This window comes from Bacteroides zhangwenhongii (genome assembly GCF_009193325.2).
Classification (GTDB): Bacteria; Bacteroidota; Bacteroidia; order Bacteroidales; family Bacteroidaceae; genus Bacteroides; species Bacteroides zhangwenhongii.
Window position 1 is genome coordinate 47,578 of sequence record NZ_CP059857.1, and the last position, 21,280, is coordinate 68,857.

Here is a 21,280-nt window from a genome sequence, read left to right on the forward strand (position 1 = left end):
TTTGATTGCTTTTTCTTTTTAGTCCGGGGGTTCTTATTTTTCCGGAGTCGGGTAGAACTTAGTAGCTACCATCACAATGCGGTTACGTTTCTCCCCACTTTTAGAATCCGTCCATTCTTCCGGCTTAAAGTAGCCTTCAACGGTAATCAGTACATCTTTTTGCAGTATCCAAAAAGCATAGCGGTCTTCCATCTTACTCCAGGCTTCAACTTTCATAACAGAGGAAACAAATGTTTTTTCTTCATTTATCTTGCCTATGCGACTGACCACAATAGAGAAGTGTGCAACCTTTACTATTTCGAATAAATGGATTTCTGCATCCCTACAAATCCTGCCTGTTACTGCGAATGAATTTTCAATCTTTTTCATATCTCTGATTTTTTAGAAGTTAATTAATCAATTTTACAGTGCAATAACTGATTGTTGGCTTTGGGGGACACCATGAAAAAAGATATAAATACTCTTTTTATGCTGGCCGGAAAAAGGAAGATTTGTAACTTTTTTATTGGTGAAGATGGCAACGAATAATTCGGGTTAAATACGCTTTTTGTGCAAGGCAAAAAAAGGAAGATTTCAGACGAATAACAACGTGGTGTTTGTGAATCGTCCCCTTATCCCCGTAAAAGGGGTTAGCAACAATCTATATTTGCAACGGAAAATGATTTGACTTCCCTAAAAAATGATATGAAAAAGACAAAACTTGAAAATCAGTAACAGGTTTGGAAAGGATGCAAAAAACAACCGGTTAGACAGCAAGCATGGCACATCCCGAAAAGATGGTCAGCCGCCTATCGACACACCGGAAGAAACATCTGCAATTCCTTTTAAAAAAATGAAGCCGAAGAATGAAGCATATCATATTCCACGTATCGAAAAAAGTGACTGCACGATAAAATGAAAAGCTGCAACGGAAGAACTGACTTGCGGATTCTGCGGGAGAACATAACCACACAGGCATACAGCCACTACACCTGTTTCCAATAAAAGAAGATTACACCACCGGAAAAGCAGAAAGGCTCCACTCGGAGAAAAGCAAGCAAACGATTGAAGCGGACTGCCGATTTGGCAGCGAAATATCCAACTACCTATCTACAGCCCTAAAAGGCTAGGACATATGGGTAAGCAACAGACTGCCGGGCAGTCACTCCGCTGAAAGGGTGGGTGGGAAAAAACTAAGTGGACGCAAAAAACAACCTTACCATTGGGGGATAAACTTCCCCCTATTTTCACTTCACATATTCTTTACCCCACTTCAATTGATTCAACAAACTTCAACAACAAAGCGACTGTTACCGTATGAAATGAAAGCTGATTGAACAACTTATGCGCTTTCAGCATCTCAATAGCGGCTTCAGCCGTAACAACTCTCTGTTCATAAAGCCGAATTGTCGCATATAACTGGTCATTTGCGACAGGCCCCATTATTAGGTCATAGTCACCGTTTTCTCTTCCTCTGCGGTTGTTGACAACAAACTCCAGCCATTCTTTTGTCGCACCCATAAACCGAAGAACCGGATATTCCCTATCAAGAATATCATCGGGAACTTCATAAACAGAGACGATTGCTTTTTCGCTCTGTTCCCTGTTCTTCTTCAACAAAGCCCATTTTTTTGCTTGTTCAAAGTTGGTTGTCGTATAAAATCCCTTCCCAAAGTCCGTAGCCTTCCGTCCTTTCTGTATATTAGGGCGTTTCACGGTAACTGTAGATCCATGAAATAGTCTCATTTTCTTTTATTGATATAAGTCGTTATAGTATCTAATATATATTCGGGGTCTTGGGTATGAAGCATTTCAAAAGTCTCATCCAAAAAATCAAAAACCCCATAGTCCGAAAACAACAACAAGGTTTCTTCCGCACTTTGTTTCTTTTCCTCCCTATAATTCTCAATGCAGAACATCTTGAAAAGCAGGATCTTCGTGTCACCGTTATACCGTCGTTTTTCTTCTGTTTTTTCCTTCTCCAATGTTTCATAAAGCGACAATGTACTTGAATACCATAACTTGGTACTCTTATCCAGCAAAGATTTATACAACTTGGAAGAATATATATAATACAGTGCATCGCCTAAAGGCAATGCCTTTTTCTTCATGACCAGTTCTACCAGCTCTCTCATCACGAATGGGAGCATGGTTGAGTCAAGTTCTCCTTGATTTTTATGAGTAATTTCCATATTCTTGTTGTTATTACTTTAGCATATTTTCGAAAACACCTTCTTCACAGTTCTTTATACACACCTGACACTCGGCCACCACTTCTCTTAATATTCGGGCACATTCTTCATTCGAATGCCCTTGCAGTAATTCATAGGCATATCGCATCAGTTCATTAGCTTCCATTGTTTCCATCCTTATCAATAATATTCAAGTTCATCATTATTTTCTGCAACGACTCCATATTTGGAGTTCCTAACCAACACACACCTATGCAAAAGGTCATATTGTTCTCTGTATCTGAAAAACGCATATTGTTTTACCTTTTACAAACATTGTTGTCCCATTAAAATCTAAAAGAGTTCTTTGAAATATTTGAAATTTAGTTAGTTACAGCGATTTTCCGAGCGAACGGACTTGAATTTGTAGCTTTGCATCAGATTAATCCGATGGCATATGTTCCAAGACAAATACGTTTTCGCTCAATTGGCTTCATTTCTGAATCGAAGTAAGTTTAACCGCATAGTCACCAAGTATGATGGTGATAAATATGTGAAGCACTTCACCTGCTGGAATCAACTACTTGCTTTGATGTTTGGTCAACTTTCTAATCGTGAAAGTCTGCGAGATTTGATAGTTGCTCTTGAAGCTCATCATTCCAAATGTTATCATTTAGGAATGGGTAAAAATGTATCAAAGTCATCGCTGGCAAGAGCAAATCAAGATAGAGACTATCACATCTTTGAAGAATATGCTTACTACCTGGTTAGCGAAGCACGACAAAAGTGTGCTAATCATATTTTCAAACTTGGCGGTAACGTTTATGCTTTCGATTCGACTACTATTGACCTGTGCCTTTCAGTCTTTTGGTGGGCAAAATTCCGCAAAAAGAAAGGTGGTATCAAAGTGCATACATTATATGATGTGGAAACACAGATTCCTGCATTCTTTCATATCACGGAAGCATCCGTACACGATTCTAAAGTTATGATTGAAATTCCTTATGAACCAAGCTCTTATTACATCTTTGACCGCGGTTATAACAACTTCAAAATACTGTATAAAATTCATCAAATTGAAGCCTACTTTGTTGTCAGAGCAAAAAAGAATCTCGGGTACAAATCCATCCAATGGAAACGTAGGCTGCCTAAGAATGTGCTTTCAGACGCAAGTGTATTTCTGACAGGATTCTATCCTAAACAATATTATCCAGAGCCACTTAGATTGGTTAAATATTGGGATGAAGAACAAGAACGAGAATTTACATTCATAACCAATGCGATGCATATATCTGCGCTTCAAGTTGCTGAACTTTATAAAAATCGCTGGCAGGTAGAGCTGTTTTTCAAATGGCTCAAGCAGCACCTTAAAATCAAAAGATTTTGGGGAACTACAGAGAATGCTGTTCGAATACAGATATATGCTGCTATATGCGCTTACTGTTTGGTGGCAATCATTCAACACGATATGCAACTGAACAGAAGTACATATGAAGTGTTACAAATACTGAGCATCTCATTGACTGATAAGACTCATCTGAGAGACCTCTTTGATAAAACTAAATTTCAAAATGACAAAGAACGATTCGGACCAAATGGGCCAAGTTTATTTAATTTTTAATTCGTCCCAATTTTAATGGGACACTAATGTTTTACAAAGGTAAAACAATTAAGTAAAATTCATCTATCATTGCTTTTCATATTTATTGTGTCTTTCTCTTTTGCATCGGAAGTATTAGCACTTACAGCAACCAGACTGTATGACATCGCCACGTTTGATCATACCGCTGGAAAACAACGATATACAATCTGAATCAAAACAGATTGTATATCACCAATTTCTTTTTTTGTGCCTTGTTAAACGTATAAGAAGTTCCTCCGGCAGATTTTCCATCCCAATAGGCAATCAGCCTACAGGCGTGTGAAATCATGTAATCATTACGGTGGGCATAGCATTGGGCATAATAATATTCGGATAGAACTACCACCTTGTCGGCTTGGCGCAAAATATCAGCATACCTCTGTTTGTCCTCTTTGTTGAAATACACATCTTGCCCGACATAAGGAACAACCGCCACCAAAACCATATCGGGATATTGTTTCCTTTGTTCAAGTACGGTATGAGCAGCCATCATGTCAAATCCAACCGCACAACCAATATAGAAAAAACGGATTCCATTCTCATAGCAGAAACGTACCTCTTCATTCAACGATACGGACAAAGCATATTTATTTGTTCGTATCGTTCTATGACCGGTAAAAGCAACGGACATCATTTTCATCCATTTATCACGTGCCTTTCTACATATATCCAACGAACCTGCCGAAGTTTCATACACCATTCCATTCACCTCATAACGATAAGTGAACCAAGTAGTATCTCCAAAGATATCCTTCTGCTTCTCTATATAACTCTCTTTTTCTTTCATCTTATAACATACGGACAACTGTTTTACCTAAAAAGAAACCTCCCAAAACCTCACCTCCTATTTTTTCCAACTGACATGCGAAACGAGCATACGAAAACCCTTTTGTTAAAATATCGTCAAATACCAAGATTTTCTTACCCCGAAAAAAGTCCTTGTCAAATTCTATCACTTGTACTTTTTGAAGCGACTTGCTGTCAAATTTCTCGTGAATAGCCAAACGATCTCCACTGACACGTATATGTTCATACGCATTGATAGCACCTGAAAACTTACACACAGCCGAAGCAAACCCCTTATAACGAAGTTCATTCTTATCAGCGGAAGAAGCCGGAACACAAGCAAAAACAATATTCTTAACATCATCACCAAAAACTTGATGTAACTTATTCGCTATCATCCAAGCTATATTCAAATAAGCTTTTCCATCCTTAAAACTCCATATCATCTTACGAATTTGCCATTCTCTTTCCGTTGCCTGCCGATATTGCATAGGAAGATACTCAAAGAAAGAAAACATCATCTTATGCCATTGTCTGTCTAAACTAGGATATTTACTCTGATGTGCCATAGTCTTTTATCTATTAAAATTAAACTTATGCTTCAGCTAGATTTAAAGACCTTTTTTTAAACCCCTTTCCGGGATGGCCTTTTCTTTCTGCCGACTTTTTTTTTGAGCTTTCATGCCCCATCTGAGTTTATGAGCCTTTTTTTTACGGCACGCATCAATAAGGAAGGAGGGATTAAGAAAAGTTTTGGACGACAAAAAATGTTGGGGACAGCGAAGCCGTCCGGCGTTATTTTTTTCGGGACAAAGGGCGAAGACCGGAACTCTTTCGTATCCATCCACCGAAATAAATTTGCCGTTCAAAAACAAAGGATCTCAGATGGAGCTATGAAAAAAGCACATTAGGGGAGGCAGAAAACAAGGAAAAGGGCAGTACGGAAAGTAAAACAAGCCATACGGTTTTGCAAGCAAAACCATACTCCTATCTCCCTGCCACAAGTGACAGGGGGGAACGGGTTAGCAACGGACTGCCGGGACAAACGGTAAAAGGAAGGGACTGCAATACGGAAGAAGGAGGTTGTTTCGGCAATGCCGAAGCTCCGGATGATGACCATTGCAATCCCGCCCACGTTTGGAACTTCTCTTTTCCGGTTTACCCATAATCAGCCGCATAGCGGATGATTACGGGTAAACCGGGAATGAGAACAGTCATTCCGATGAAGGGGAGGGTGGGAAAGAATACTGCGTGAACGCAAATTAATGGGATTACCAGTAACTCCAAGCGTTTTTTGCTACTTTTTTGGGGTGCTTGCCAAAAAGTAGCGGACAGCAAAATACCCTCCCTTCCCTAATCCAAAAGAAGGGAGAATGTGCTTCATTGAAGGTATATAGGTTCCGTTCCCTGATTATAACAATACATAGTGTTATTTCTGAAACCATCAAAGCATATATGAAAATCATCGAAATCCTGTTCCGTGGCCAAACGAACCTTATCACTCAACAAAACCATGCATTGTTTATTGACAGATGTAGCCAAAGAGGTAGTACGTCCCGGCTTTATCTCCAATGCCACCACATAAGAAGTCCTTCGTGGATAGATATACCCAATAATTTCCTCATTGAGTACAACCAAACGAATAACATCTTCATTCAAAACGGGAATATTATTAATTTTGCCCATCATTGTTATAATATAAATCAGTTTATAATCATTAAAATACAATATCATTACAAATGATACCTATAATTTTTATAGGTAAACTTTTCCACCGAGACCACCTCATAAAGATAGTCTTCATGGCAAGAAGCCATTATACAGTTCTCACATTCAAGAATAGGATTTATAACTACACGGAATTTAATAGTGCCGTCCACCAGAACAAACTCCACCCGATTAAAGAACCCTTGTAGAGAATGCCCTTCCTTATCCATCAGACGCACTACTTCACCTGTAAAAACAGCCAATTCCTTAGCCTGCCATTTCGCTTTACGCAAACAACTGTTCGCCGCTTTGACGTTCTCATTCACCTCTTTTGTTCTTATTGCTTTCATACCAAAATCCTTTTTACATATTTATCTTGTCAAAAATCAAAAGTCAGCTGCGTAGCCCTTGCGTTGCTCTGAATCGACCTCTTCAATTCAGAATTATCCTCCATTGCATTTTCAAGTTTCCTAATAAAAGAAGTGTCACCTGCTTCCGTTATCTTTAAAATAGGCAACCATACTCCGGCTATCAGCTGTAAATCTATATGATAACTTCTCCAATGCTGCATTGTCAATGTATTCATCCATGCGACTTCACCGGGTACGCTATTCATCATCAGATTGACAACGGTCATCTTTACACAAATCAAATCTATATCCGAGCCATAACAAAAAAGCCTTCCTCCATCATTCTCTTCCGCACATTTTTTTACAGCGGAAAGTAGCATCCTGCCGGAACCACAGCACGAATCACAGACCGACTGTTTAGGTTTCAGCCTATTTCCCCCCATACATGCCATCAAATCAGCAACGTGTATCGGGGTAAAGAACTGTCCGTTATTCCCATGACTGACACACTCCATGAACATATCTCCCAAGACATCGCAAAATCCTTCCGAATATTCAGACACCCTATAAAACATTTGAACAAAAAGTTCCATTTCATATGGCTTATATCTTTTTTCCACTCTACGATAATCCTCCGCCAACATCCCGACAGACAAATAGTAAAGACAAACATCCAAAAAATCCCGAAAGGCTTCTTCATATCCCCGACTGAAAGCAAGCTTTTCATAAAGTTTCATTATCTCCTTTGGTATCATACTTTTCTGACTTCATTATTCACAACATTCTATATTCCTTGTGCCATAGATTTTATCAAAAGCCGCTTTTATCTCCGAGCGATATTTACAGTCCTTCTCAAAACAAAGTTGTTTTGTCCAAAAATCGAAATCAAAACCATCGGTATTATCAATCGTTACAGAAACATAATCAGTCATACCACTCTGACATACAACCGTATGCCGATTTACACAAAAGTGGTCATTTAAAGCAGTTTCTTTTCGGGTAATGCGTTCTACCATCTTATCTATCCACTTCATACTTATAATATTTTATGTAATTGCCCCATTCCAAGAGGCAGTTACGGTTATACTCATTAAAAATCGTTCTCGTTCAAAAACAGCACATCGCCTTTCATCACCATCCAATTAATCTCACTCAGATGATAGCCACAATGCCCACTCAAAAAAATCTCAATCTCTTCAGTGGTCTGCAATCTCCTGTCTGGGCTTATCACCGCAACATTACCGGAATTACAATCCAATACAGCCAGTTTCTCATAAGCCCACTCACCAAACTGGCAGAACTCGATAAAATTGGTATAGGTTATCCGTATGCTATTGTTTGCATCAAATTCAAGGGGTGACTTTGTAATGAATGAACCTGCATGATTCACCACCACAGAGGGGCTAATCTCTGCCAATGAAGATAAGCTGTCATCCCATCTAATCTCATAAAGGAAAAATCCTTTTGGCAATGAATTGCGGTCTATACGATAACTGGAAAAAAGACCGTCTATCGTTTCATTAATAACTAACTGTTCATAATCTCCTTCTAAATAGTGTACTCGTGACATAACTCGTTGTTTTTTGGGATTGTTAAACTTCTAATTTTATGCTTCAGCTAGATTTAAAGACCTTTTTTTAAAACCCCTTTCCGGGATGGCCTTTTCTTTCTGCCGACTTTTTTTTTGAGCTTTCATGCCCCATCTGAGTTTATGAGCCTTTTTTTTACGGCACACAACAATAAGGAAGGAGGGATTAAGAAAAGTTTTGGACGACAAAAAATGTTGGGGACAGCGAAGCCGTCCGGCGTTATTTTTTTCGGGACAAAGGGCGAAGACCGGAACTCTTTCGTATCCATCCACCGAAATAAATTTGCCGTTCAAAAACAAAGGGTCTCAGATGGGGCTATGAAAAACGCACATTAAGGGAGGCAGAAAACTAGGAAAAGGGCAGTACGGAAAGTAAAACAAGCCATACGGTTTTGCCTGCAAAACCGTATTCCTATCTCCCTGCCACAAGTGGCAGGGGGGAACGGGTTAGCAACGGACTGCCGGGACAAACGGTAAAAGGACGGGGCTGCAATACGGAAGAAGGAGGTTGTTTCGGCAATGCCGAAGCTCCGGATGATGACCATTGCAATCCCGCCCACGTTTGGAACTTCTCTTTTCTGGTTTGCCCATAATCAGCCGCATAGCGGATGACTACGGGTAAACCGGAAATGAGAACAGTCATTCCGATGAAGGGGAGGGTGGGAAAGAATACTGCGTGAACGCAAAAACACAGTATGTCATCTTAAAACAATATCTTTAAAAAGTTTTTCAGAAGAAATGCTTACCAATATCCTAATAATTATTACTTTTGATAACATAATACAACGATATGGAAAAGAAAAAGATTACAATAGAGGTAGAACCAGCTACAGCCGTAGCTACCGTCGGTTTATTGCGTGGGATATTTCCCAGTATCATCGAACAACTGGAAAGGCAAGCCGCAACAAACGGCAGCCCCTTAAAATTCAATAAAGTAGAAAATATGCAAGAAGTATTGGATGAGATTTATGAAAAGTGCATTGCCGAAACGAACCTCCGGGAGTTTGCCCAGGCGCACTTAAATAGTGACGGATTACCTAACTGATACAGAAATACGGAATCTGCCAGCCATCCTTATTCCAAATAACAAATGGTACAGAATTACACACCTGTCATGTGGGATGACAAAGCATTTGCCTTTGTCCCCTACGAAGCATTCAGTGATTTGCCACATTATCCCAAAGAAAAATGTGAGCAAATTTGCAAAGAGCTGAACAGCCTTATAAGACTATGTACTTATAGGCCGAAAAAGGAAGATATTTATTTTCATCCGGTAAGTTATGTACGTCGTTCCGGAGGTTTCATAGTTACGGATAATCAGGCATCCTTTGAGAAATGCCCCTATCCTGCTTGCGCAGACCGTCATAGCTGCCAAAAAATATGTGATTTGATGAACCGTATCATTGAAGAGTCTTAATTATATAAAATACCATGGAACATCCAAACTCCAAATGCAGAATAGCACAAGCTGAATATTTAAGTCGGCTACCTGAAGAAGAACGGGAAAATAAGGCCAGAGATATTAGAATCGGAAACGCCAGCTATATTTACCACCAACAAGCGGTTCCAATCCAAGAAAACAGATTGATAATGTATTATAAAGAGTGGTTGGAAGGTCTTCCTCCCAACATTTCACGCCATATGAGAATGCTTGGATTTGAAGCATGTAAGACAATGATTCCGTTTACGAGATATGTGAACGAAAGAAACGATATTGGTATGCGTGACTGGATGCAAGAGCATCTTTCACCGAGTGACTTCAACTATTGGCAGGAACTTTCGAAAAAAGCAGGTTCGCCAACATTTTAATCCCATCCCGTTCAATACGCTGCCTGAAGAATAAAAGGTGCGTATTAAACGAGAATATTTTTTAGCGTTTAGTCATCTCTTCCCGCACCAGTTCCGTTTCTGTCGGGGAGAGTTTCGGCAATTTGACAGTTGCCGGACTTTCTAACTGGTAAGCCTTCACCTCATTGATAAGCAGCTGCCAGTCAAAAAGAAATTCTTCGGAACAACCATGTTTACGATAAATTTCTTTTGCTGCTTCCAAAATCTCAGGAGCGCAAAAATCGTCTCCCTGAAAGACAACTGCCGGACGATCATTATTGATACAGTCTCTCAATAATCGTAACTGATCTTTCATTGTGTTTACCTATTATGCGTTCTGTTGTTTTACCATTTTCAAAAATTCGTCAGACGGTTTAAATGCCGGTATGTTATGAGCCGGAATAATCATAGTAGTATTCTTAGAGATATTCCGAGCTGTCTTTTGCGCTCTCTTCTTCACTATGAAACTACCGAATCCACGAAGATAGACATTTTCCTCCTTACCCAACGAAGTCTTTACCTCGTTCATGAATCCTTCCAAAACAGCAAGCACCGCTTTGCCGTCGATGCCGGTTCTGGCAGATATTTCCTTTACGATTTCCGATTTAGTCATTTCTTTATAATTTGAAAATTAGCGTGCAAAGATAATTAATCCAATGGATTATTTAAAGTCTGGCATCCGCAGCAAGCCCTGCCTTCGCCCAATGAAGTGTTAAATTGTTGCGTATGGGTCAAGTTCCTTAATCCGCTTACACAAATAATCAAAGCGTTTCTTGGTAAGCGGTGTGAGTGTATCGAGGTTCTTGCCATCGAAATTCTCTCCGAAAATAAGGTCGTCCACTCCTATGCCGTGATTGTAATTCTCGCGCACGCAATCACGCAGAATCCAAAGGTTATGCAGGTTCACCCAGTCGGCTGTAATGTTTCTGATTTTACTGAACAGCAGCGCAGCAGTGTAAAGGTAGTGTCCGCAATGGTTGTAGTCATGCAACACCAGCTTGCCCTGGTAATAGATGTCGAAATCCTTGTTTTCTTCATCTTCCTTTGTATCGCAGTAGAAGAATGGAATGTCTTTCAGACCGTCCCAATTAATATAAGTAGTTGGCTTCATAATATCTTTTTTGAATACGCTACATAACCTGTTATTTGCACACTTTCCATTATTCACAGAACATTTGATGAAACACTTCCTTCAGTCTTTTTATCTCACTGAAATTCAAATCTCCAATCTTTCTTTTCAGCCGGCTTTTGTCCACCGTGCGAATCTGATCCGTGGCTATCTCCCCATCACGCCCGGCTACAGAACACAGAACCCGGTAAGGATAGTTCCTTATGGTGGAGGTTATCGGAGCAATGACTACTATTGTAAGGTACATATTCAAATCTGAAGGAGTTACAACAACACATGGCCGTGTCTTTGCCATTTCACCCCCACGGGTAGGGTCTAACTCTACCCAATACACTCCATACTGTTCTACCATGTCCAATCCTCAAACTTTTCATCCTCAAACACATCAGGGATAAGCAACTCATCATCCCCATTCTCATGGGCACGTTTGGCAGCTTCCGCCCATCCCTGCCGTGGTTGTGCCTTTATCACAATATTGTTCCCGTCCAAAGAAATGCTCACAGCCGATTTCAAGGACAAACGCAACTGTTTCAATATCTCGGAAGGAAGTATTATCCCCTTGCTGTTTCCAATCTGAATAATGTTTGTTACCATAATGTTATAACTTTAAAATTGATTATCACAACACAAATATAGACAAAGTTATAACAATACCAAAAGAAAAGCCAACTTTTTTCCATTTTCACCGATAACCCGGCCAACGGCTGCACTCGTCGGGAGGCTAGTGCCCCCCTTGCCGTGCGGCGCTCCCCGACCTATGATTCTTATCATGTCTTGTGTCCTTTTCTCCGCTTCTAACAAACAAATCTGCATAAAATATAGATTTGCGTTTCCATTTGAATTTTAGTTATTTGATACCCTAACTATGAATAGCAAACAGATAACTGATTTTTAAAACAGCAGAATGTTTCTGTTTTATTAAAATAAAAAGGGAACAAATTTTTAAGGTAATACTTACGGAAAAAACAGACTTTATAACGTTTCTTTTTCGTACATTTGCAACAATATAATAAAAGCGAAACATATAATGGAGAAGCAAGGAGAAATCATACTATACCAACCGGATGAAGCTGTAAGGTTGGAAGTACGTTTAGAAGATGAAACCGTTTGGCTCACACAAGCGCAGATAGCAGAACTTTTTCAACGTGACAGAACCGTTATTACCAAACATATAAATAATGTTTTTAAGGAAAAGGAATTGGAAGAGAAAAGCAATGTGCATTTTTTGCACATTGCTAATTCCGATAAGCCTGTCAAGTTCTTTAGTCTAGACGTAATAATTTCAGTTGGATACAGAGTTAAAAGCGTAAGAGGTACGCAATTCAGGCAATGGGCAAATAAAATTTTAAAAGAATATTTATTGAAAGGTTATTCTATAAACCAACGGCTCAATGACATGGAATATAGAATGAACAATAGATTCTTCCAAATAGAGAAAACCATTGCTGAACATGATGCAAAGATAGACTTCTTTGTACGCACCTCATTGCCTCCGGTGGAAGGTATATTCTTTGACGGTCAGATATTCGATGCGTATAAGTTTGCTACAGATTTAATAAAGTCTGCCAAATGCTCACTTGTGCTTATCGACAACTATGTAGATGAATCCGTGTTACTCATGTTGAGCAAACGAAACAGTGGAGTATCAGCTACTATTTATACACAAAATAAACGCACAGCTCCAACTTGATTTAAACAAACACAATGACCAATATCCTCCCATTGAAGCTAGAACCTACAAAAGTAGTCATGACCGCTTCTTAATCATTGATAATACGGAAGTATATCATATTGGGGCATCGCTAAAGGATTTGGGCAAGAAAATGTTTGCTTTCTCCAAACTGGAACTTCCTGCCCATACGATAATTGATGTATTATGAAATAAGCTAATCACCCATGCGAGAAGCGGAAGAGAATATAAAATTCAAGATGGAAATTGACGTATTGGTTCCCATTCCACGTACTGTCACCCGTGATTTCACCAGTTTGAAGCACCTGCGTCAATGGCAGAAACGGAATGACATCGATGGTTCTCTTTACTGTTTTGCACACCGGGAATACCTGCTCAACGAAAAGGGAGAATGGGAACAATTTACCGTTATCGGCAAACAGGTAGTGACTATCGGAGAACTGGAAAGGCTTCTTTTGGCAATGAAGCAAAAGGGGTTCAACCAATACAGCCGTGAGGAATATGAAGAATTAATGTCTTCATATTTGAAAAAGTGAAGAATTAAAACCTTCATTACACATTTAAATACGAAAACAGGATGAAAATAGGATATGCCCGTGTTTCCACCAAGGAACAACATCTGGATATGCAACTGGAAGCGTTGAAGGCTGCCGGATGCGAGAAAATCTTCTCTGAGAAAATGACCGGACGTCAACAAAACCGCCCGGAACTGGATGCCTGCCTGAGCTTTCTCCGGGAAGGCGACACACTTGTCGTATATAAGCTGGACCGGCTTGGCCGTTCGCTGAAGAATATCCTTACGCTATTGGAAGATTTCAAGAATAGGGGCATCCAATTCACCTCACTGCAAGACAACATCAGTACGGAAGGCGCAATCGGCCAACTGATGAACAACATTCTCGGTGCTTTCGCTCAGTTTGAAAGAGACCTTATCTATGAGAGAACCCAAGAAGGCAGAAGAATCGCCAAGGAAAAAGGTGTCAAATTCGGCAGAAAGACACTTATCAACAAAAACAACATCGCCAAGCAGAAAAGCTGCATCCAACTCTATGAATCCGGAACGCCGGTAAGGGAGATACAGAAAATATTAAACATAGGCAGTAGCGGAACAGTATATCGCCTATTAAGAAGGAATGGAATTGCGCTGAAATCCGAGAACAAAAATAACAAATAACGAATAAACCTCTGCCCATCCTTCAAAGATGATTCTCAAAGATCGTCTGCAATTCCACCTCTCAGCAAGATTATAGGAAAGTCCCCTTCACGGGGACTGATTTTTTTTAATTTTAATACAATAACTCCATGCACTCCTGTACCGCTTTTTCCAATGCTTCTTCCAAACAACAAAAAGCGTCCGCATTACTTTCGGAGTCATACAACACATAATCTCCAGCCCTCACAACCACATGCCAGACCGCCACGTTTTGTTCTGTTTGAAACGTATATTCACGAGTCTGTATCATCCATTGGATACATGCTGCCAGTGTCGGGCACTCGCACATATACATCGGGGTATTCCTTCCCTCAATATCGGTGCGTAGCCTATCCTGTTTGTCATACCAATACTCACAAGGCACGTAATAGTATAATTCCTTCATCATAAGAGCTGTGTCGCTATTAACCAATCTCTCTTTGTTGATTTGTGTAATCAAATTTTCCATATTAGCATTATTTAAGTTGAACATCTGATTTATTCTTCAGCTAGATTCAAGACCTTTTCATTTTTTGTATCGGGAAGGTCTTTGGTCAGCCGACCTTTTTTTTGATGTCATTCCCCATCTGAGTTCTGAGCCTTTTTTCGGCATATCAAGGTCTGGATTGCAAGCAATAAGCCAAGTTTCACTTATGGAAAATGTCGGGAAGACACTTCTTCATCGTTATTTTCCATACAGTAAAGGCGCATGGCCGTAACTTGCCATTTGCGGAATCCCGAAACCTTTGCCGAGCAAAAAGCCGGACTCGGATCGGAGGAAAGAAGCCGGGGGAGGCAGCCCACAGAAAGGGCAATCCGATACAATCAAGAAATTAACCTGCTATACCCTTGTGCGAGTGAAATAATCCATCATAGACACTACATACCTAAGTAGTGGTATCAATACACCGATCACATATATCATAGCGTAGCCCAAAAGGACAAAAGGTAATGTTTTACGATAAAGACATGCAACAGCGAGCAATATAAACGAAAAAGAAAAGCCATAAACCCCATATTGAAAACCGGGTATCAACTCATAAACAGGTACGGGTTCCGGATGAAGCATGGCTCCGGCCACAATAGAATAAAGGCTGGTCAATAATATAAGCAGCGTATATAAGCAACTCTTAAGAATCCTGGGATCATTCCTTTTACAATAGAGAATCGTTCGGATATCACTTCTAAGAAACTCAATGCCCAGTAAGAGAGCCACCATAACGCCTGTATCAAAAGTAGAAAATACATTCATTCCGATCACCTTTGGCGCGAAGATATGTATTTATTCTGAAAAGCCACGTCTTTGCGTATTTTACGATGTCGCATCCGATAGTCCGGGAAGCATTTTTTTGGTTCTTTTTTGGGGTGACTGCCAAAAAAGAACCCCGAAGCCGAAATCCCGGGCAGACGGGATTTCTCCCGTCCACCTTACCTATTTTGCAATCTTCCCTCGTCCGCATAGCTATAATAGTTATTGCCTGCCACAATCACATGGTCAACCAAACGGATGTCTAATGTTTCAGCGGCTTTTTTAACTGCTTCCGTCAAGCGGTCATCCGCACTGCTGGGCTTGCGTGCTCCTGATGGGTGGTTATGTACCATGATAAAAGATACGGCGTTATAATACAATGCCTGCTTCATGATAACCCGTATATCCACAGGGGCGGTATTTATCCCGCCGCATGAGATACGGACTTTACGGATGAGTTTGGACGAACTGTTCAGCAACAGCACCCACATCTCTTCAGTAGCTATATCGCACAAAACAGGATGCATCATTTTATAAACATTATTGCTGGATAAAAGCGCAGGACTTTCAACTTGCCCTTCTTTCAGCCGTTTATATAGCTCAATCGCCGCATAAGCGACTTTTTTACGGCTGGGTGTTAGTGTTTCCAGTACATCAGACAAGCACAATCCTTCTATTTCCATCTGTTCATACTTATATTCTTCACGTTTCAGTTTCTCACTGTTCGTCAAGGTATAAATCAACTCGCTGTTTTCCATCACCCGATAAACGTCATTCACTTCAAATACGGTTCTCTTCGTTTTCATACTGCCAAAAATTAAAAGATTAATACTCGCAAACATCGCTTGTCGCCCCAACCATAAATTTTTCCTCAACTGATTGGGAACAGTGCATTGAAGAGAAAGCGGGAAAGACGGATCAGAACGGGATTGAACTGGTAAATACTACCTCCCGGAATGGGAGGATGGAGATTTGGCTTTTCAATATCGGGCGTTCCGGCCACGCCTACCTTCGCAATGTTCCTATCAGTTCAGGAAAAAATCATCATACCTCTCTTCCGGCATAGCCGGAGCGTAGAGCGTTAGGGATAGCAGGGAAAAGCCTGGAGGGTAACGAGGACTTGCAACGAATAGCCCGGTCAGAAGGGAACGCCCTGAAAAACTAATTCGGATACAGAAGATGAACAGAACCGCCTTCCAATCATATAAAAAAACGTGAAAATCAACACATACTTCCGAAAAATCTTTTTCCGAAAGTACGTATAGGGCATGTGAAGGGAAAATTTATTTTCCCAGTCATTTCTATGTTATCGCTTTGGGGATATTTAAAGGGGTTAGGAGTTTAGGTCTTTATTATGTATTTTGGTGGATGGTTTTACACAGCCGATACCTTTTATTTAAAAATTTCTCTCTTTTATTTCACTGATATACCGACATATAAAAAAAACAGGGATTACCTATTCCCTTCATTAACGGGTGGACGGTTTTACACAGCTGACAAGTGAAACCGGACGCTTTTACACAACTAAAGCAAAAGGAGTGGACGGTTCTACACAACTAGAAGCAACAAACGGGACACTTCTACACAACTAAAACAGGCAAAGCGGATGACTCCACACATCTAATCACCCCAATAGGGACACTTCTACACAACTAATTCTATAAAAAACCGTGAAACGTGGACGGTTCTACACAGCTGGATCGTCCATGTTCACCGCCCCGTCCGTCTCCGGAGATATGAACTCTTCAGGAGCAGGAGCAACTTCCGTTCCATTGGCACTCTCCAACTCTTCCTGTGCCCATCCTTCCGGAAACCTGCCGAATACAGCCACGAAATCACTGATATATATCTGTTTCTTCTTTTCTACGCTTTCCGGGGAGTTTGCCCATAAAAGGAACTCTTTATACAGTCCGGCATCTTCCTCCACCTCTTTGATCTTCTTCCTCCTGACAGCCATATCCGTGTCCGGGTAGGCAATCTCGACATACAGCCCAAGCAGGTTCTTATAGAATTTCTTCACCACGACAGCATATTGTCCTTCATCAAAATAGTGCAGCGTATGCCTAGGAAACGAGAACAACACGGTATATGCCCATCTCTCATGATCGCCTTTCACAAAAGAGAAATTGAAATTGGTATATTTCAGGTAAGTATTCATCTTTTTCAGTATCGAGGCGACCTTCTTTTTCCGGTCTTTGGGTTCGGCAATCTCTATGCCGAGCTTTTTAGCCAGCTGATCGACTGTCAGCACATAAAAAGGAGCCTCATTCTTGGTGGTCTTATACTTGATCAGGTAAACCATCTTGGAAAGTTCCAGATAGAAATAGCGGTAACGGCTGGGCAGGCTACGGTAATCCTGAAGTTCCAAGAGGTTATAGAGCGAGAACATGAAATTCTTTATCTCCGGGCTTACCACTGCCGAGTACAGCCTTTTCGTTGACTTCTTCGTCTTGAAATCGGTCATTATGTCGAAACGTTTCAAGATCTGCACGAAATTATAGGATGTACGGCCATCCTCGCCAATGGTCGGATAGCAGAGGTTCTCCAATCCCAGTTTATAGAGAGCCGCCTCAAAAACCGTCTCGATAGGATGGCTGATTCTCTGTCCTGCCGTGTCGGTACATACATATTCCGGCTGCATATTCTTTCCGAACATGGCCGCGAGCTGCCGGCTATCCAGCTTGCGCTGCAAGTTGGTACGGTCATACCCCATCTTACGGCAGAAGTCTTCTACGGAGAACCAGGAAGTCCCGAACAAGTCTTTGAGGTGATAGCTGCCCAGGTATATGATCAGATCGAGCATGACATTTCCACCTGCCTCATACAACCGTTCAATCAGCACGGAATTATAGCTTTCCCCAAGCACCCTAGGGACACGAATCAGTTCTTTTGCCATGATAATACTTACAAAATCAATCCTTTCTCTGTTTTCATTGCCACAAAGATAGGCATACCGGCCAACATACGCGTCATAATTATCAATCAGTTTTAACGGTATGACCGGTATGGGAAAAGGAGAAGTACTTTCCTGAAGAATGCTTTATCCGCCCTTCATCAGAAAGAAAGCATCTTACACCTGTACCCCATAGACATCCTATATTACTTTTTCAGTTCTTCCGATAAAAAGGAACGGTCTATCAATACTTGCACCAATGGTTTCTCTTTGACAAACTCATCAAGCTCACGCTTTATCAATTTATTGCCCAACCCTATGCGTCGTCCAAATTCCTCGAAATCCTTCCGCCCTACCTGATGAGCAATTTGACTCCACATTGTCATCTGTAATCGACTCAACCCTCGGTCTAAGGTGTAGATCGTTAGGTTATCAGTACAGCGAAATCATCCGTTCTCTCATGAGTATCTACTTCTGTGGTGGCTCATGTATTGAGGATGTCACTACTCATTTGATGAACCATCTCTCGCTTCATCCGACACTTCATACTTGTAGTTCTGATACTATCCTCAGAGCGATAAAGGAACTGACGCAAGAAAACATCTCATACACATCAGATACGGGTAAGAACTACGATTTCAACACGGCTGACACTCTCAATACTTTACTGCTCAATTGTATGTTTGCATCTGACCAACTGAAAGAGGGTGAGAAGTATGATGCAAAGCCTACATACAAGAAGTTCTCTGGTTATCGCCCTGGCGTGGCGGTTATTGGTGACTTGATTGTTGGCATTGAGAATAGCGATGGTAACACAAAAGTTCCATTTCATGGCACGTTTTCTCGCCATGGCAGAGCTTAAGTAAACTTAGCTCTGCTCATCTGGCTTAACGAAAACCTTCGTTTTCATCAGAAGGACACGCTGAAGAGGTTCTTTGAGAGATTTGAACAGAACAGGCTCACTATCAATCGTTTCAGAGCTGATTGCGGATCATGTTCCGAGGAAATCGTGGAGGAAATAGAGAAACACTGCAAGTCCTTCTATATCCGCACTAACCGCTGCAGTTCGCTCTACAATGACATATTTGCTCTCAGAGGCTGGAAGACTGAGGAAATCAATGGCATTGAGTTTGAATTGAACTCTATCCTTGTTGAGAAGTGGAAGGGTAAAGCATACCGACTTGTGATTCAAAGACAGAAACGGATGGATGGTGTGCAGGATCTTTGGGAAGGAGAATACACATACCGTTGTATCCTGACTAACGACTATGAATCTTCCGTAAGAGAAATTGTCGAGTTCTATAACCTTCGTGGAGGAAAGGAACGTATCTTTGATGATATGAACAATGGTTTCGGGTGGGACAGATTGCCCAAATCCTTCATGGCCGAGAACACTGTGTTCCTTCTTCTTACAGCACTTATCCGTAACTTCTACAAGGCCATTATCCAAAGACTTGACGTAAAGAGGTTCGGACTCAATGCAACAAGTCGCATAAAAGCGTTTGTCTTCAGGTTTATCTCTGTACCAGCCAAGTGGATCAGGACATCAAGGCGGTATGTGCTGAATATCTATACCTGTAACAATGCTTACGCAGATATTTTTCAGACTGATTTTGGATAACGCCTACAACTTATGGGTATGATACTGCGTATTGTCTCAAGTCGCATTGTGGGGTAAGGGGATGTTGTAGGCAGAAGTGGGTGTTTCTGCCTCAATTTATCTGATAATTCAGTAATGAGAGGACGTGTACACGCAAGAAGGACGTTGAAGGGCTTAGTTGCGGATTTGAGGCAGGTAAGAAAATACAAAGAATTAACAGCAACCGAGAAACTGAAATACCGTATCGCAGTGAAAATGACGGCAGCCGACTACTTCCGCCTGCTGACACGATCGCATGAGGCGGGCGTATCACCAAGCGAGTACATGAGGGAATGTTTCCGTAACGGTCATGTGAAAGAACGGCTGTCGGAGGAACATGCCGGATACATCCGCCAACTCTGCGGCATGGCTAACAATCTCAACCAGCTTGCGCGTAAGGCAAACGCCGGAGGCTTCCACGATGAACGGTGGGACTGCAAGGTGGCAGTGGCAAGGATTCATGAACTTATAACCAAGATAGGGATATGATGGCGAAAATCGTAAAAGGAAGCGACTTCAAGGGTGCGGTGGATTACATCATCGACAAGAAGAAGGATACGCAGATAGTAGCAAGCGAAGGCTTGTTTATGGAAAATCTGGAAACTATCGCCATGAGTTTCAATGCCCAGTCACGGATGAACGATAAGGTGACAAAACCTGTCGGACATATCGCGTTGAGTTTTTCCAAAGAGGATGAGTTACGGCTGACGAACCGTATCATGGCAGGCATCGCGCTTGAATATATGGAACGGATGGGAATCAAGAATACGCAGTTCTTCATCGCCCAGCATTTCGACAAGGAGCATCCGCACGTGCATATTGCTTTCAACCGCATAGACAACAACGGCAATACCATATCGGACAGGCACGAGCGTCTGCGCAGTACCCGCATCTGCAAGGAATTGACCTTGAAATACGGCTTGCATATGGCTGGCGGAAAGGACAATGTCAAACGCAACCGCCTGAAAGAGCCAGACAGGACGAAATATGCGCTTTACGACATCATCAAAATGGAAGTCGGCAGATGCGGCAACTGGAACGTGCTTATCGCCAACCTGAAACGGCAGGGAGTGGAAGTACATTTCAAGCATAAGGGGCAGACCAGCGAGGTGCAGGGTGTTGTATTCTCCATGAATGGCTACCATTTCAACGGCTCCAAAGTGGACAGGCGTTTCAGTTATTCCAAGATTGACGCGGCTTTGCAGCACAACAGATGCAGGGAACGTATGGGAATAACAGCCGGAATATATGAAACGGCTACACCAAGCGCACCGTCCGGCACGGCACAAAGCGAGTTGTTCAACGGCTCTTGGGGATTGCTAAAAAGCAGTGGCTCATCTTATAACACTGCTGATGCGGAAGCCAATCAGGAAATGGTGGATATACTTCGCAGAAGGAAGAAAGTTAAGCGCAAGAGAGGTGTTGGGTTCTAATATTC

General features: G+C 41.4%; 32 protein-coding genes and 2 pseudogenes. 13 read left to right on the forward strand and 21 right to left on the reverse strand.

All coding sequences use genetic code 11. The annotated features are described in order from the left end of the window. Nucleotides 1–33: 33 nt before the first annotated feature. Entirely contained in the window at nt 34–369 is a 336-nt protein-coding gene (locus GD630_RS21030) for a single-stranded DNA-binding protein (protein ID WP_005868751.1), read from the reverse strand. Nucleotides 370–700: 331 nt separating this feature from the next. Here GD630_RS21030 and GD630_RS21035 point away from each other — a divergent pair, with 331 nt between their 5' ends. Then, nucleotides 701–898 (forward strand): hypothetical protein, encoded by a 198-nt coding sequence (locus GD630_RS21035; protein WP_007564664.1) that lies wholly within the window; start codon nt 701–703, stop codon nt 896–898. 344 nt (nt 899–1,242) lie between these two features. Here the strand turns inward: GD630_RS21035 and GD630_RS21040 are convergent, their stop codons facing one another. From GD630_RS21040 to GD630_RS21050, 3 genes are read right to left on the reverse strand one after another with little or no spacing between them, the layout of a single operon-like run. After that, nucleotides 1,243–1,725 carry a DUF3990 domain-containing protein gene (locus tag GD630_RS21040; RefSeq protein ID WP_005868753.1) on the reverse strand — a complete coding sequence of 161 codons (483 nt, stop codon included), beginning with the start codon at nt 1,723–1,725 and terminating at the stop codon, nt 1,243–1,245. Then, nucleotides 1,722–2,171 (reverse strand): DUF3791 domain-containing protein, encoded by a 450-nt coding sequence (locus tag GD630_RS21045; protein WP_005868755.1) that lies wholly within the window; start codon nt 2,169–2,171, stop codon nt 1,722–1,724. Before GD630_RS21045 ends, GD630_RS21040 begins: the two co-directional genes overlap by 4 nt. A 13-nt stretch (nt 2,172–2,184) precedes the next feature. Continuing rightward, nucleotides 2,185–2,346 (reverse strand): hypothetical protein, encoded by a 162-nt coding sequence (locus tag GD630_RS21050; protein ID WP_007564662.1) that lies wholly within the window; start codon nt 2,344–2,346, stop codon nt 2,185–2,187. Between the two features lie 261 nt (nt 2,347–2,607). On the opposite strand from GD630_RS21050, the gene GD630_RS21055 reads away from it, so the two are divergent. Beyond that, on the forward strand, nt 2,608–3,771 hold the full coding sequence (locus GD630_RS21055) for an IS4 family transposase (protein ID WP_005868407.1): 1,164 nt from the start codon (nt 2,608–2,610) through the stop codon (nt 3,769–3,771). A gap of 193 nt (nt 3,772–3,964) precedes the next feature. Here the strand turns inward: GD630_RS21055 and GD630_RS21060 are convergent, their stop codons facing one another. Beyond that, a complete protein-coding gene (locus GD630_RS21060) occupies nt 3,965–4,579 on the reverse strand; it encodes an SLOG family protein (protein WP_005868759.1) in 615 nt (204 codons plus the stop codon). A gap of 1 nt (nt 4,580) precedes the next feature. Beyond that, nucleotides 4,581–5,147, reverse strand: a complete 567-nt coding sequence (locus GD630_RS21065) for a phosphoribosyltransferase (RefSeq protein ID WP_005868760.1) — start codon at nt 5,145–5,147, stop codon at nt 4,581–4,583. A 398-nt stretch (nt 5,148–5,545) separates the two neighbouring features. On the opposite strand from GD630_RS21065, the gene GD630_RS21070 reads away from it, so the two are divergent. Then, nucleotides 5,546–5,746, forward strand: a complete 201-nt coding sequence (locus GD630_RS21070; RefSeq protein WP_008782408.1) for a hypothetical protein — start codon at nt 5,546–5,548, stop codon at nt 5,744–5,746. Between the two features lie 212 nt (nt 5,747–5,958). Here GD630_RS21070 and GD630_RS21075 read toward each other — a convergent pair whose 3' ends face one another. The 5 genes from GD630_RS21075 to GD630_RS21095 are packed head-to-tail and all read right to left on the reverse strand — an operon-like array spanning nt 5,959 to nt 8,205. Further along, complete coding sequence (locus GD630_RS21075) at nt 5,959–6,267, reverse strand: hypothetical protein (RefSeq protein WP_224263218.1); 309 nt, start codon at nt 6,265–6,267, stop codon at nt 5,959–5,961. Nucleotides 6,268–6,311: 44 nt separating this feature from the next. Then, the gene (locus tag GD630_RS21080) at nt 6,312–6,635 is read right to left on the reverse strand and encodes a hypothetical protein (protein WP_005868762.1); all 324 of its coding nucleotides are present in this window, start codon (nt 6,633–6,635) and stop codon (nt 6,312–6,314) included. A gap of 29 nt (nt 6,636–6,664) precedes the next feature. Next, the gene (locus tag GD630_RS21085) at nt 6,665–7,390 is read right to left on the reverse strand and encodes an N-6 DNA methylase (protein ID WP_005868764.1); all 726 of its coding nucleotides are present in this window, start codon (nt 7,388–7,390) and stop codon (nt 6,665–6,667) included. Between the two features lie 15 nt (nt 7,391–7,405). Beyond that, on the reverse strand, nt 7,406–7,669 hold the full coding sequence (locus GD630_RS21090; protein WP_005868765.1) for a hypothetical protein: 264 nt from the start codon (nt 7,667–7,669) through the stop codon (nt 7,406–7,408). 56 nt (nt 7,670–7,725) lie between these two features. Then, nucleotides 7,726–8,205: an LPD28 domain-containing protein gene (locus tag GD630_RS21095; RefSeq protein WP_005868767.1), complete on the reverse strand. Its 480-nt coding sequence runs from the start codon at nt 8,203–8,205 to the stop codon at nt 7,726–7,728. A gap of 410 nt (nt 8,206–8,615) precedes the next feature. Between GD630_RS21095 and GD630_RS21640 the strand changes: the two genes are divergently transcribed. The 4 genes from GD630_RS21640 (at nt 8,616) to GD630_RS21115 (ending at nt 10,032) form a co-directional block, all read left to right on the forward strand. Next, on the forward strand, nt 8,616–8,816 hold the full coding sequence (locus tag GD630_RS21640) for a hypothetical protein (RefSeq protein WP_007564649.1): 201 nt from the start codon (nt 8,616–8,618) through the stop codon (nt 8,814–8,816). A 197-nt stretch (nt 8,817–9,013) separates the two neighbouring features. Beyond that, nucleotides 9,014–9,268 carry a hypothetical protein gene (locus GD630_RS21105; RefSeq protein ID WP_005868768.1) on the forward strand — a complete coding sequence of 85 codons (255 nt, stop codon included), beginning with the start codon at nt 9,014–9,016 and terminating at the stop codon, nt 9,266–9,268. Nucleotides 9,269–9,313: 45 nt separating this feature from the next. Beyond that, nucleotides 9,314–9,640 carry a hypothetical protein gene (locus tag GD630_RS21110; protein WP_005868769.1) on the forward strand — a complete coding sequence of 109 codons (327 nt, stop codon included), beginning with the start codon at nt 9,314–9,316 and terminating at the stop codon, nt 9,638–9,640. A 14-nt stretch (nt 9,641–9,654) separates the two neighbouring features. Further along, the gene (locus tag GD630_RS21115; protein WP_005868770.1) at nt 9,655–10,032 is read left to right on the forward strand and encodes a hypothetical protein; all 378 of its coding nucleotides are present in this window, start codon (nt 9,655–9,657) and stop codon (nt 10,030–10,032) included. 61 nt (nt 10,033–10,093) lie between these two features. On the opposite strand, the gene GD630_RS21120 is transcribed toward GD630_RS21115, so the two are convergent. The 5 genes from GD630_RS21120 to GD630_RS21140 form a co-directional block, all read right to left on the reverse strand. Beyond that, complete coding sequence (locus GD630_RS21120; protein ID WP_005868772.1) at nt 10,094–10,366, reverse strand: hypothetical protein; 273 nt, start codon at nt 10,364–10,366, stop codon at nt 10,094–10,096. A gap of 12 nt (nt 10,367–10,378) precedes the next feature. Further along, nucleotides 10,379–10,663 carry an HU family DNA-binding protein gene (locus tag GD630_RS21125; RefSeq protein ID WP_005868774.1) on the reverse strand — a complete coding sequence of 95 codons (285 nt, stop codon included), beginning with the start codon at nt 10,661–10,663 and terminating at the stop codon, nt 10,379–10,381. Nucleotides 10,664–10,762: 99 nt separating this feature from the next. Further along, nucleotides 10,763–11,161, reverse strand: coding sequence for a hypothetical protein (locus GD630_RS21130; RefSeq protein ID WP_005868776.1), 399 nt, complete (start codon nt 11,159–11,161; stop codon nt 10,763–10,765). A 49-nt stretch (nt 11,162–11,210) separates the two neighbouring features. Further along, nucleotides 11,211–11,531, reverse strand: coding sequence for a type II toxin-antitoxin system PemK/MazF family toxin (locus tag GD630_RS21135; protein WP_005868777.1), 321 nt, complete (start codon nt 11,529–11,531; stop codon nt 11,211–11,213). Then, nucleotides 11,525–11,773, reverse strand: a complete 249-nt coding sequence (locus GD630_RS21140; protein ID WP_005868778.1) for an AbrB/MazE/SpoVT family DNA-binding domain-containing protein — start codon at nt 11,771–11,773, stop codon at nt 11,525–11,527. Before GD630_RS21140 ends, GD630_RS21135 begins: the two co-directional genes overlap by 7 nt. A 433-nt stretch (nt 11,774–12,206) precedes the next feature. Between GD630_RS21140 and GD630_RS21145 the strand changes: the two are divergent. The 3 genes and pseudogenes from GD630_RS21145 to GD630_RS21155 all read left to right on the forward strand — a co-directional run bounded on the left by GD630_RS21145 (nt 12,207) and on the right by GD630_RS21155 (nt 14,043). Further along, a pseudogene (locus tag GD630_RS21145) lies at nt 12,207–13,059 on the forward strand (virulence RhuM family protein). A 16-nt stretch (nt 13,060–13,075) separates the two neighbouring features. Beyond that, complete coding sequence (locus tag GD630_RS21150; RefSeq protein WP_005868780.1) at nt 13,076–13,405, forward strand: hypothetical protein; 330 nt, start codon at nt 13,076–13,078, stop codon at nt 13,403–13,405. Nucleotides 13,406–13,446: 41 nt separating this feature from the next. Further along, the gene (locus tag GD630_RS21155) at nt 13,447–14,043 is read left to right on the forward strand and encodes a recombinase family protein (protein WP_005868781.1); all 597 of its coding nucleotides are present in this window, start codon (nt 13,447–13,449) and stop codon (nt 14,041–14,043) included. 112 nt (nt 14,044–14,155) lie between these two features. Here the strand turns inward: GD630_RS21155 and GD630_RS21160 are convergent, their stop codons facing one another. The 5 genes from GD630_RS21160 to GD630_RS21180 all read right to left on the reverse strand — a co-directional run bounded on the left by GD630_RS21160 (nt 14,156) and on the right by GD630_RS21180 (nt 18,583). Beyond that, nucleotides 14,156–14,554, reverse strand: coding sequence for a hypothetical protein (locus tag GD630_RS21160; protein WP_005868782.1), 399 nt, complete (start codon nt 14,552–14,554; stop codon nt 14,156–14,158). A 348-nt stretch (nt 14,555–14,902) separates the two neighbouring features. Continuing rightward, entirely contained in the window at nt 14,903–15,313 is a 411-nt protein-coding gene (locus GD630_RS21165) for a hypothetical protein (protein ID WP_005868783.1), read from the reverse strand. A 176-nt stretch (nt 15,314–15,489) separates the two neighbouring features. Next, the gene (locus tag GD630_RS21170) at nt 15,490–16,116 is read right to left on the reverse strand and encodes a JAB domain-containing protein (RefSeq protein WP_005868785.1); all 627 of its coding nucleotides are present in this window, start codon (nt 16,114–16,116) and stop codon (nt 15,490–15,492) included. 881 nt (nt 16,117–16,997) lie between these two features. Further along, nucleotides 16,998–18,206: a hypothetical protein gene (locus GD630_RS21175; protein ID WP_005868786.1), complete on the reverse strand. Its 1,209-nt coding sequence runs from the start codon at nt 18,204–18,206 to the stop codon at nt 16,998–17,000. A 203-nt stretch (nt 18,207–18,409) separates the two neighbouring features. After that, the gene (locus tag GD630_RS21180; protein ID WP_224201638.1) at nt 18,410–18,583 is read right to left on the reverse strand and encodes a hypothetical protein; all 174 of its coding nucleotides are present in this window, start codon (nt 18,581–18,583) and stop codon (nt 18,410–18,412) included. Here GD630_RS21180 and GD630_RS21185 point away from each other — a divergent pair. The 3 genes and pseudogenes from GD630_RS21185 to GD630_RS21195 all read left to right on the forward strand — a co-directional run. Further along, nucleotides 18,565–19,824: pseudogene (locus tag GD630_RS21185) on the forward strand (IS1380 family transposase); the annotation flags it as partial. The gene GD630_RS21180 and the pseudogene GD630_RS21185 sit on opposite strands and share 19 nt — an antisense overlap. Before the next feature lie 144 nt (nt 19,825–19,968). Beyond that, entirely contained in the window at nt 19,969–20,331 is a 363-nt protein-coding gene (locus tag GD630_RS21190) for a MobC family plasmid mobilization relaxosome protein (protein WP_008782420.1), read from the forward strand. Beyond that, entirely contained in the window at nt 20,328–21,275 is a 948-nt protein-coding gene (locus GD630_RS21195) for a relaxase/mobilization nuclease domain-containing protein (protein ID WP_005868790.1), read from the forward strand. The genes GD630_RS21190 and GD630_RS21195 overlap by 4 nt, the downstream gene beginning before the upstream one ends. The last annotated feature ends 5 nt before the right edge of the window (nt 21,276–21,280 follow it).

Coding starts and splice junctions, on each gene's coding strand:
- GD630_RS21075 (WP_224263218.1), bottom strand. CDS start 6,267: ATGATGGGCAAAATTAATAATATTCCCGTTTTGAATGAAGATGTTATT.
- GD630_RS21120 (WP_005868772.1), bottom strand. CDS start 10,366: ATGAAAGATCAGTTACGATTATTGAGAGACTGTATCAATAATGATCGT.
- GD630_RS21140 (WP_005868778.1), bottom strand. CDS start 11,773: ATGGTAACAAACATTATTCAGATTGGAAACAGCAAGGGGATAATACTT.
- GD630_RS21065 (WP_005868760.1), bottom strand. CDS start 5,147: ATGGCACATCAGAGTAAATATCCTAGTTTAGACAGACAATGGCATAAG.
- GD630_RS21110 (WP_005868769.1), top strand. CDS start 9,314: ATGGTACAGAATTACACACCTGTCATGTGGGATGACAAAGCATTTGCC.
- GD630_RS21045 (WP_005868755.1), bottom strand. CDS start 2,171: ATGGAAATTACTCATAAAAATCAAGGAGAACTTGACTCAACCATGCTC.
- GD630_RS21125 (WP_005868774.1), bottom strand. CDS start 10,663: ATGACTAAATCGGAAATCGTAAAGGAAATATCTGCCAGAACCGGCATC.
- GD630_RS21135 (WP_005868777.1), bottom strand. CDS start 11,531: ATGGTAGAACAGTATGGAGTGTATTGGGTAGAGTTAGACCCTACCCGT.
- GD630_RS21180 (WP_224201638.1), bottom strand. CDS start 18,583: ATGTGGAGTCAAATTGCTCATCAGGTAGGGCGGAAGGATTTCGAGGAA.
- GD630_RS21050 (WP_007564662.1), bottom strand. CDS start 2,346: ATGGAAACAATGGAAGCTAATGAACTGATGCGATATGCCTATGAATTA.
- GD630_RS21095 (WP_005868767.1), bottom strand. CDS start 8,205: ATGTCACGAGTACACTATTTAGAAGGAGATTATGAACAGTTAGTTATT.
- GD630_RS21030 (WP_005868751.1), bottom strand. CDS start 369: ATGAAAAAGATTGAAAATTCATTCGCAGTAACAGGCAGGATTTGTAGG.
- GD630_RS21085 (WP_005868764.1), bottom strand. CDS start 7,390: ATGATACCAAAGGAGATAATGAAACTTTATGAAAAGCTTGCTTTCAGT.
- GD630_RS21195 (WP_005868790.1), top strand. CDS start 20,328: ATGATGGCGAAAATCGTAAAAGGAAGCGACTTCAAGGGTGCGGTGGAT.
- GD630_RS21170 (WP_005868785.1), bottom strand. CDS start 16,116: ATGAAAACGAAGAGAACCGTATTTGAAGTGAATGACGTTTATCGGGTG.
- GD630_RS21175 (WP_005868786.1), bottom strand. CDS start 18,206: ATGGCAAAAGAACTGATTCGTGTCCCTAGGGTGCTTGGGGAAAGCTAT.
- GD630_RS21115 (WP_005868770.1), top strand. CDS start 9,655: ATGGAACATCCAAACTCCAAATGCAGAATAGCACAAGCTGAATATTTA.
- GD630_RS21165 (WP_005868783.1), bottom strand. CDS start 15,313: ATGAATGTATTTTCTACTTTTGATACAGGCGTTATGGTGGCTCTCTTA.
- GD630_RS21155 (WP_005868781.1), top strand. CDS start 13,447: ATGAAAATAGGATATGCCCGTGTTTCCACCAAGGAACAACATCTGGAT.
- GD630_RS21080 (WP_005868762.1), bottom strand. CDS start 6,635: ATGAAAGCAATAAGAACAAAAGAGGTGAATGAGAACGTCAAAGCGGCG.
- GD630_RS21130 (WP_005868776.1), bottom strand. CDS start 11,161: ATGAAGCCAACTACTTATATTAATTGGGACGGTCTGAAAGACATTCCA.
- GD630_RS21055 (WP_005868407.1), top strand. CDS start 2,608: ATGTTCCAAGACAAATACGTTTTCGCTCAATTGGCTTCATTTCTGAAT.
- GD630_RS21150 (WP_005868780.1), top strand. CDS start 13,076: ATGCGAGAAGCGGAAGAGAATATAAAATTCAAGATGGAAATTGACGTA.
- GD630_RS21105 (WP_005868768.1), top strand. CDS start 9,014: ATGGAAAAGAAAAAGATTACAATAGAGGTAGAACCAGCTACAGCCGTA.
- GD630_RS21040 (WP_005868753.1), bottom strand. CDS start 1,725: ATGAGACTATTTCATGGATCTACAGTTACCGTGAAACGCCCTAATATA.
- GD630_RS21160 (WP_005868782.1), bottom strand. CDS start 14,554: ATGTTCAACTTAAATAATGCTAATATGGAAAATTTGATTACACAAATC.
- GD630_RS21060 (WP_005868759.1), bottom strand. CDS start 4,579: ATGAAAGAAAAAGAGAGTTATATAGAGAAGCAGAAGGATATCTTTGGA.
- GD630_RS21090 (WP_005868765.1), bottom strand. CDS start 7,669: ATGAAGTGGATAGATAAGATGGTAGAACGCATTACCCGAAAAGAAACT.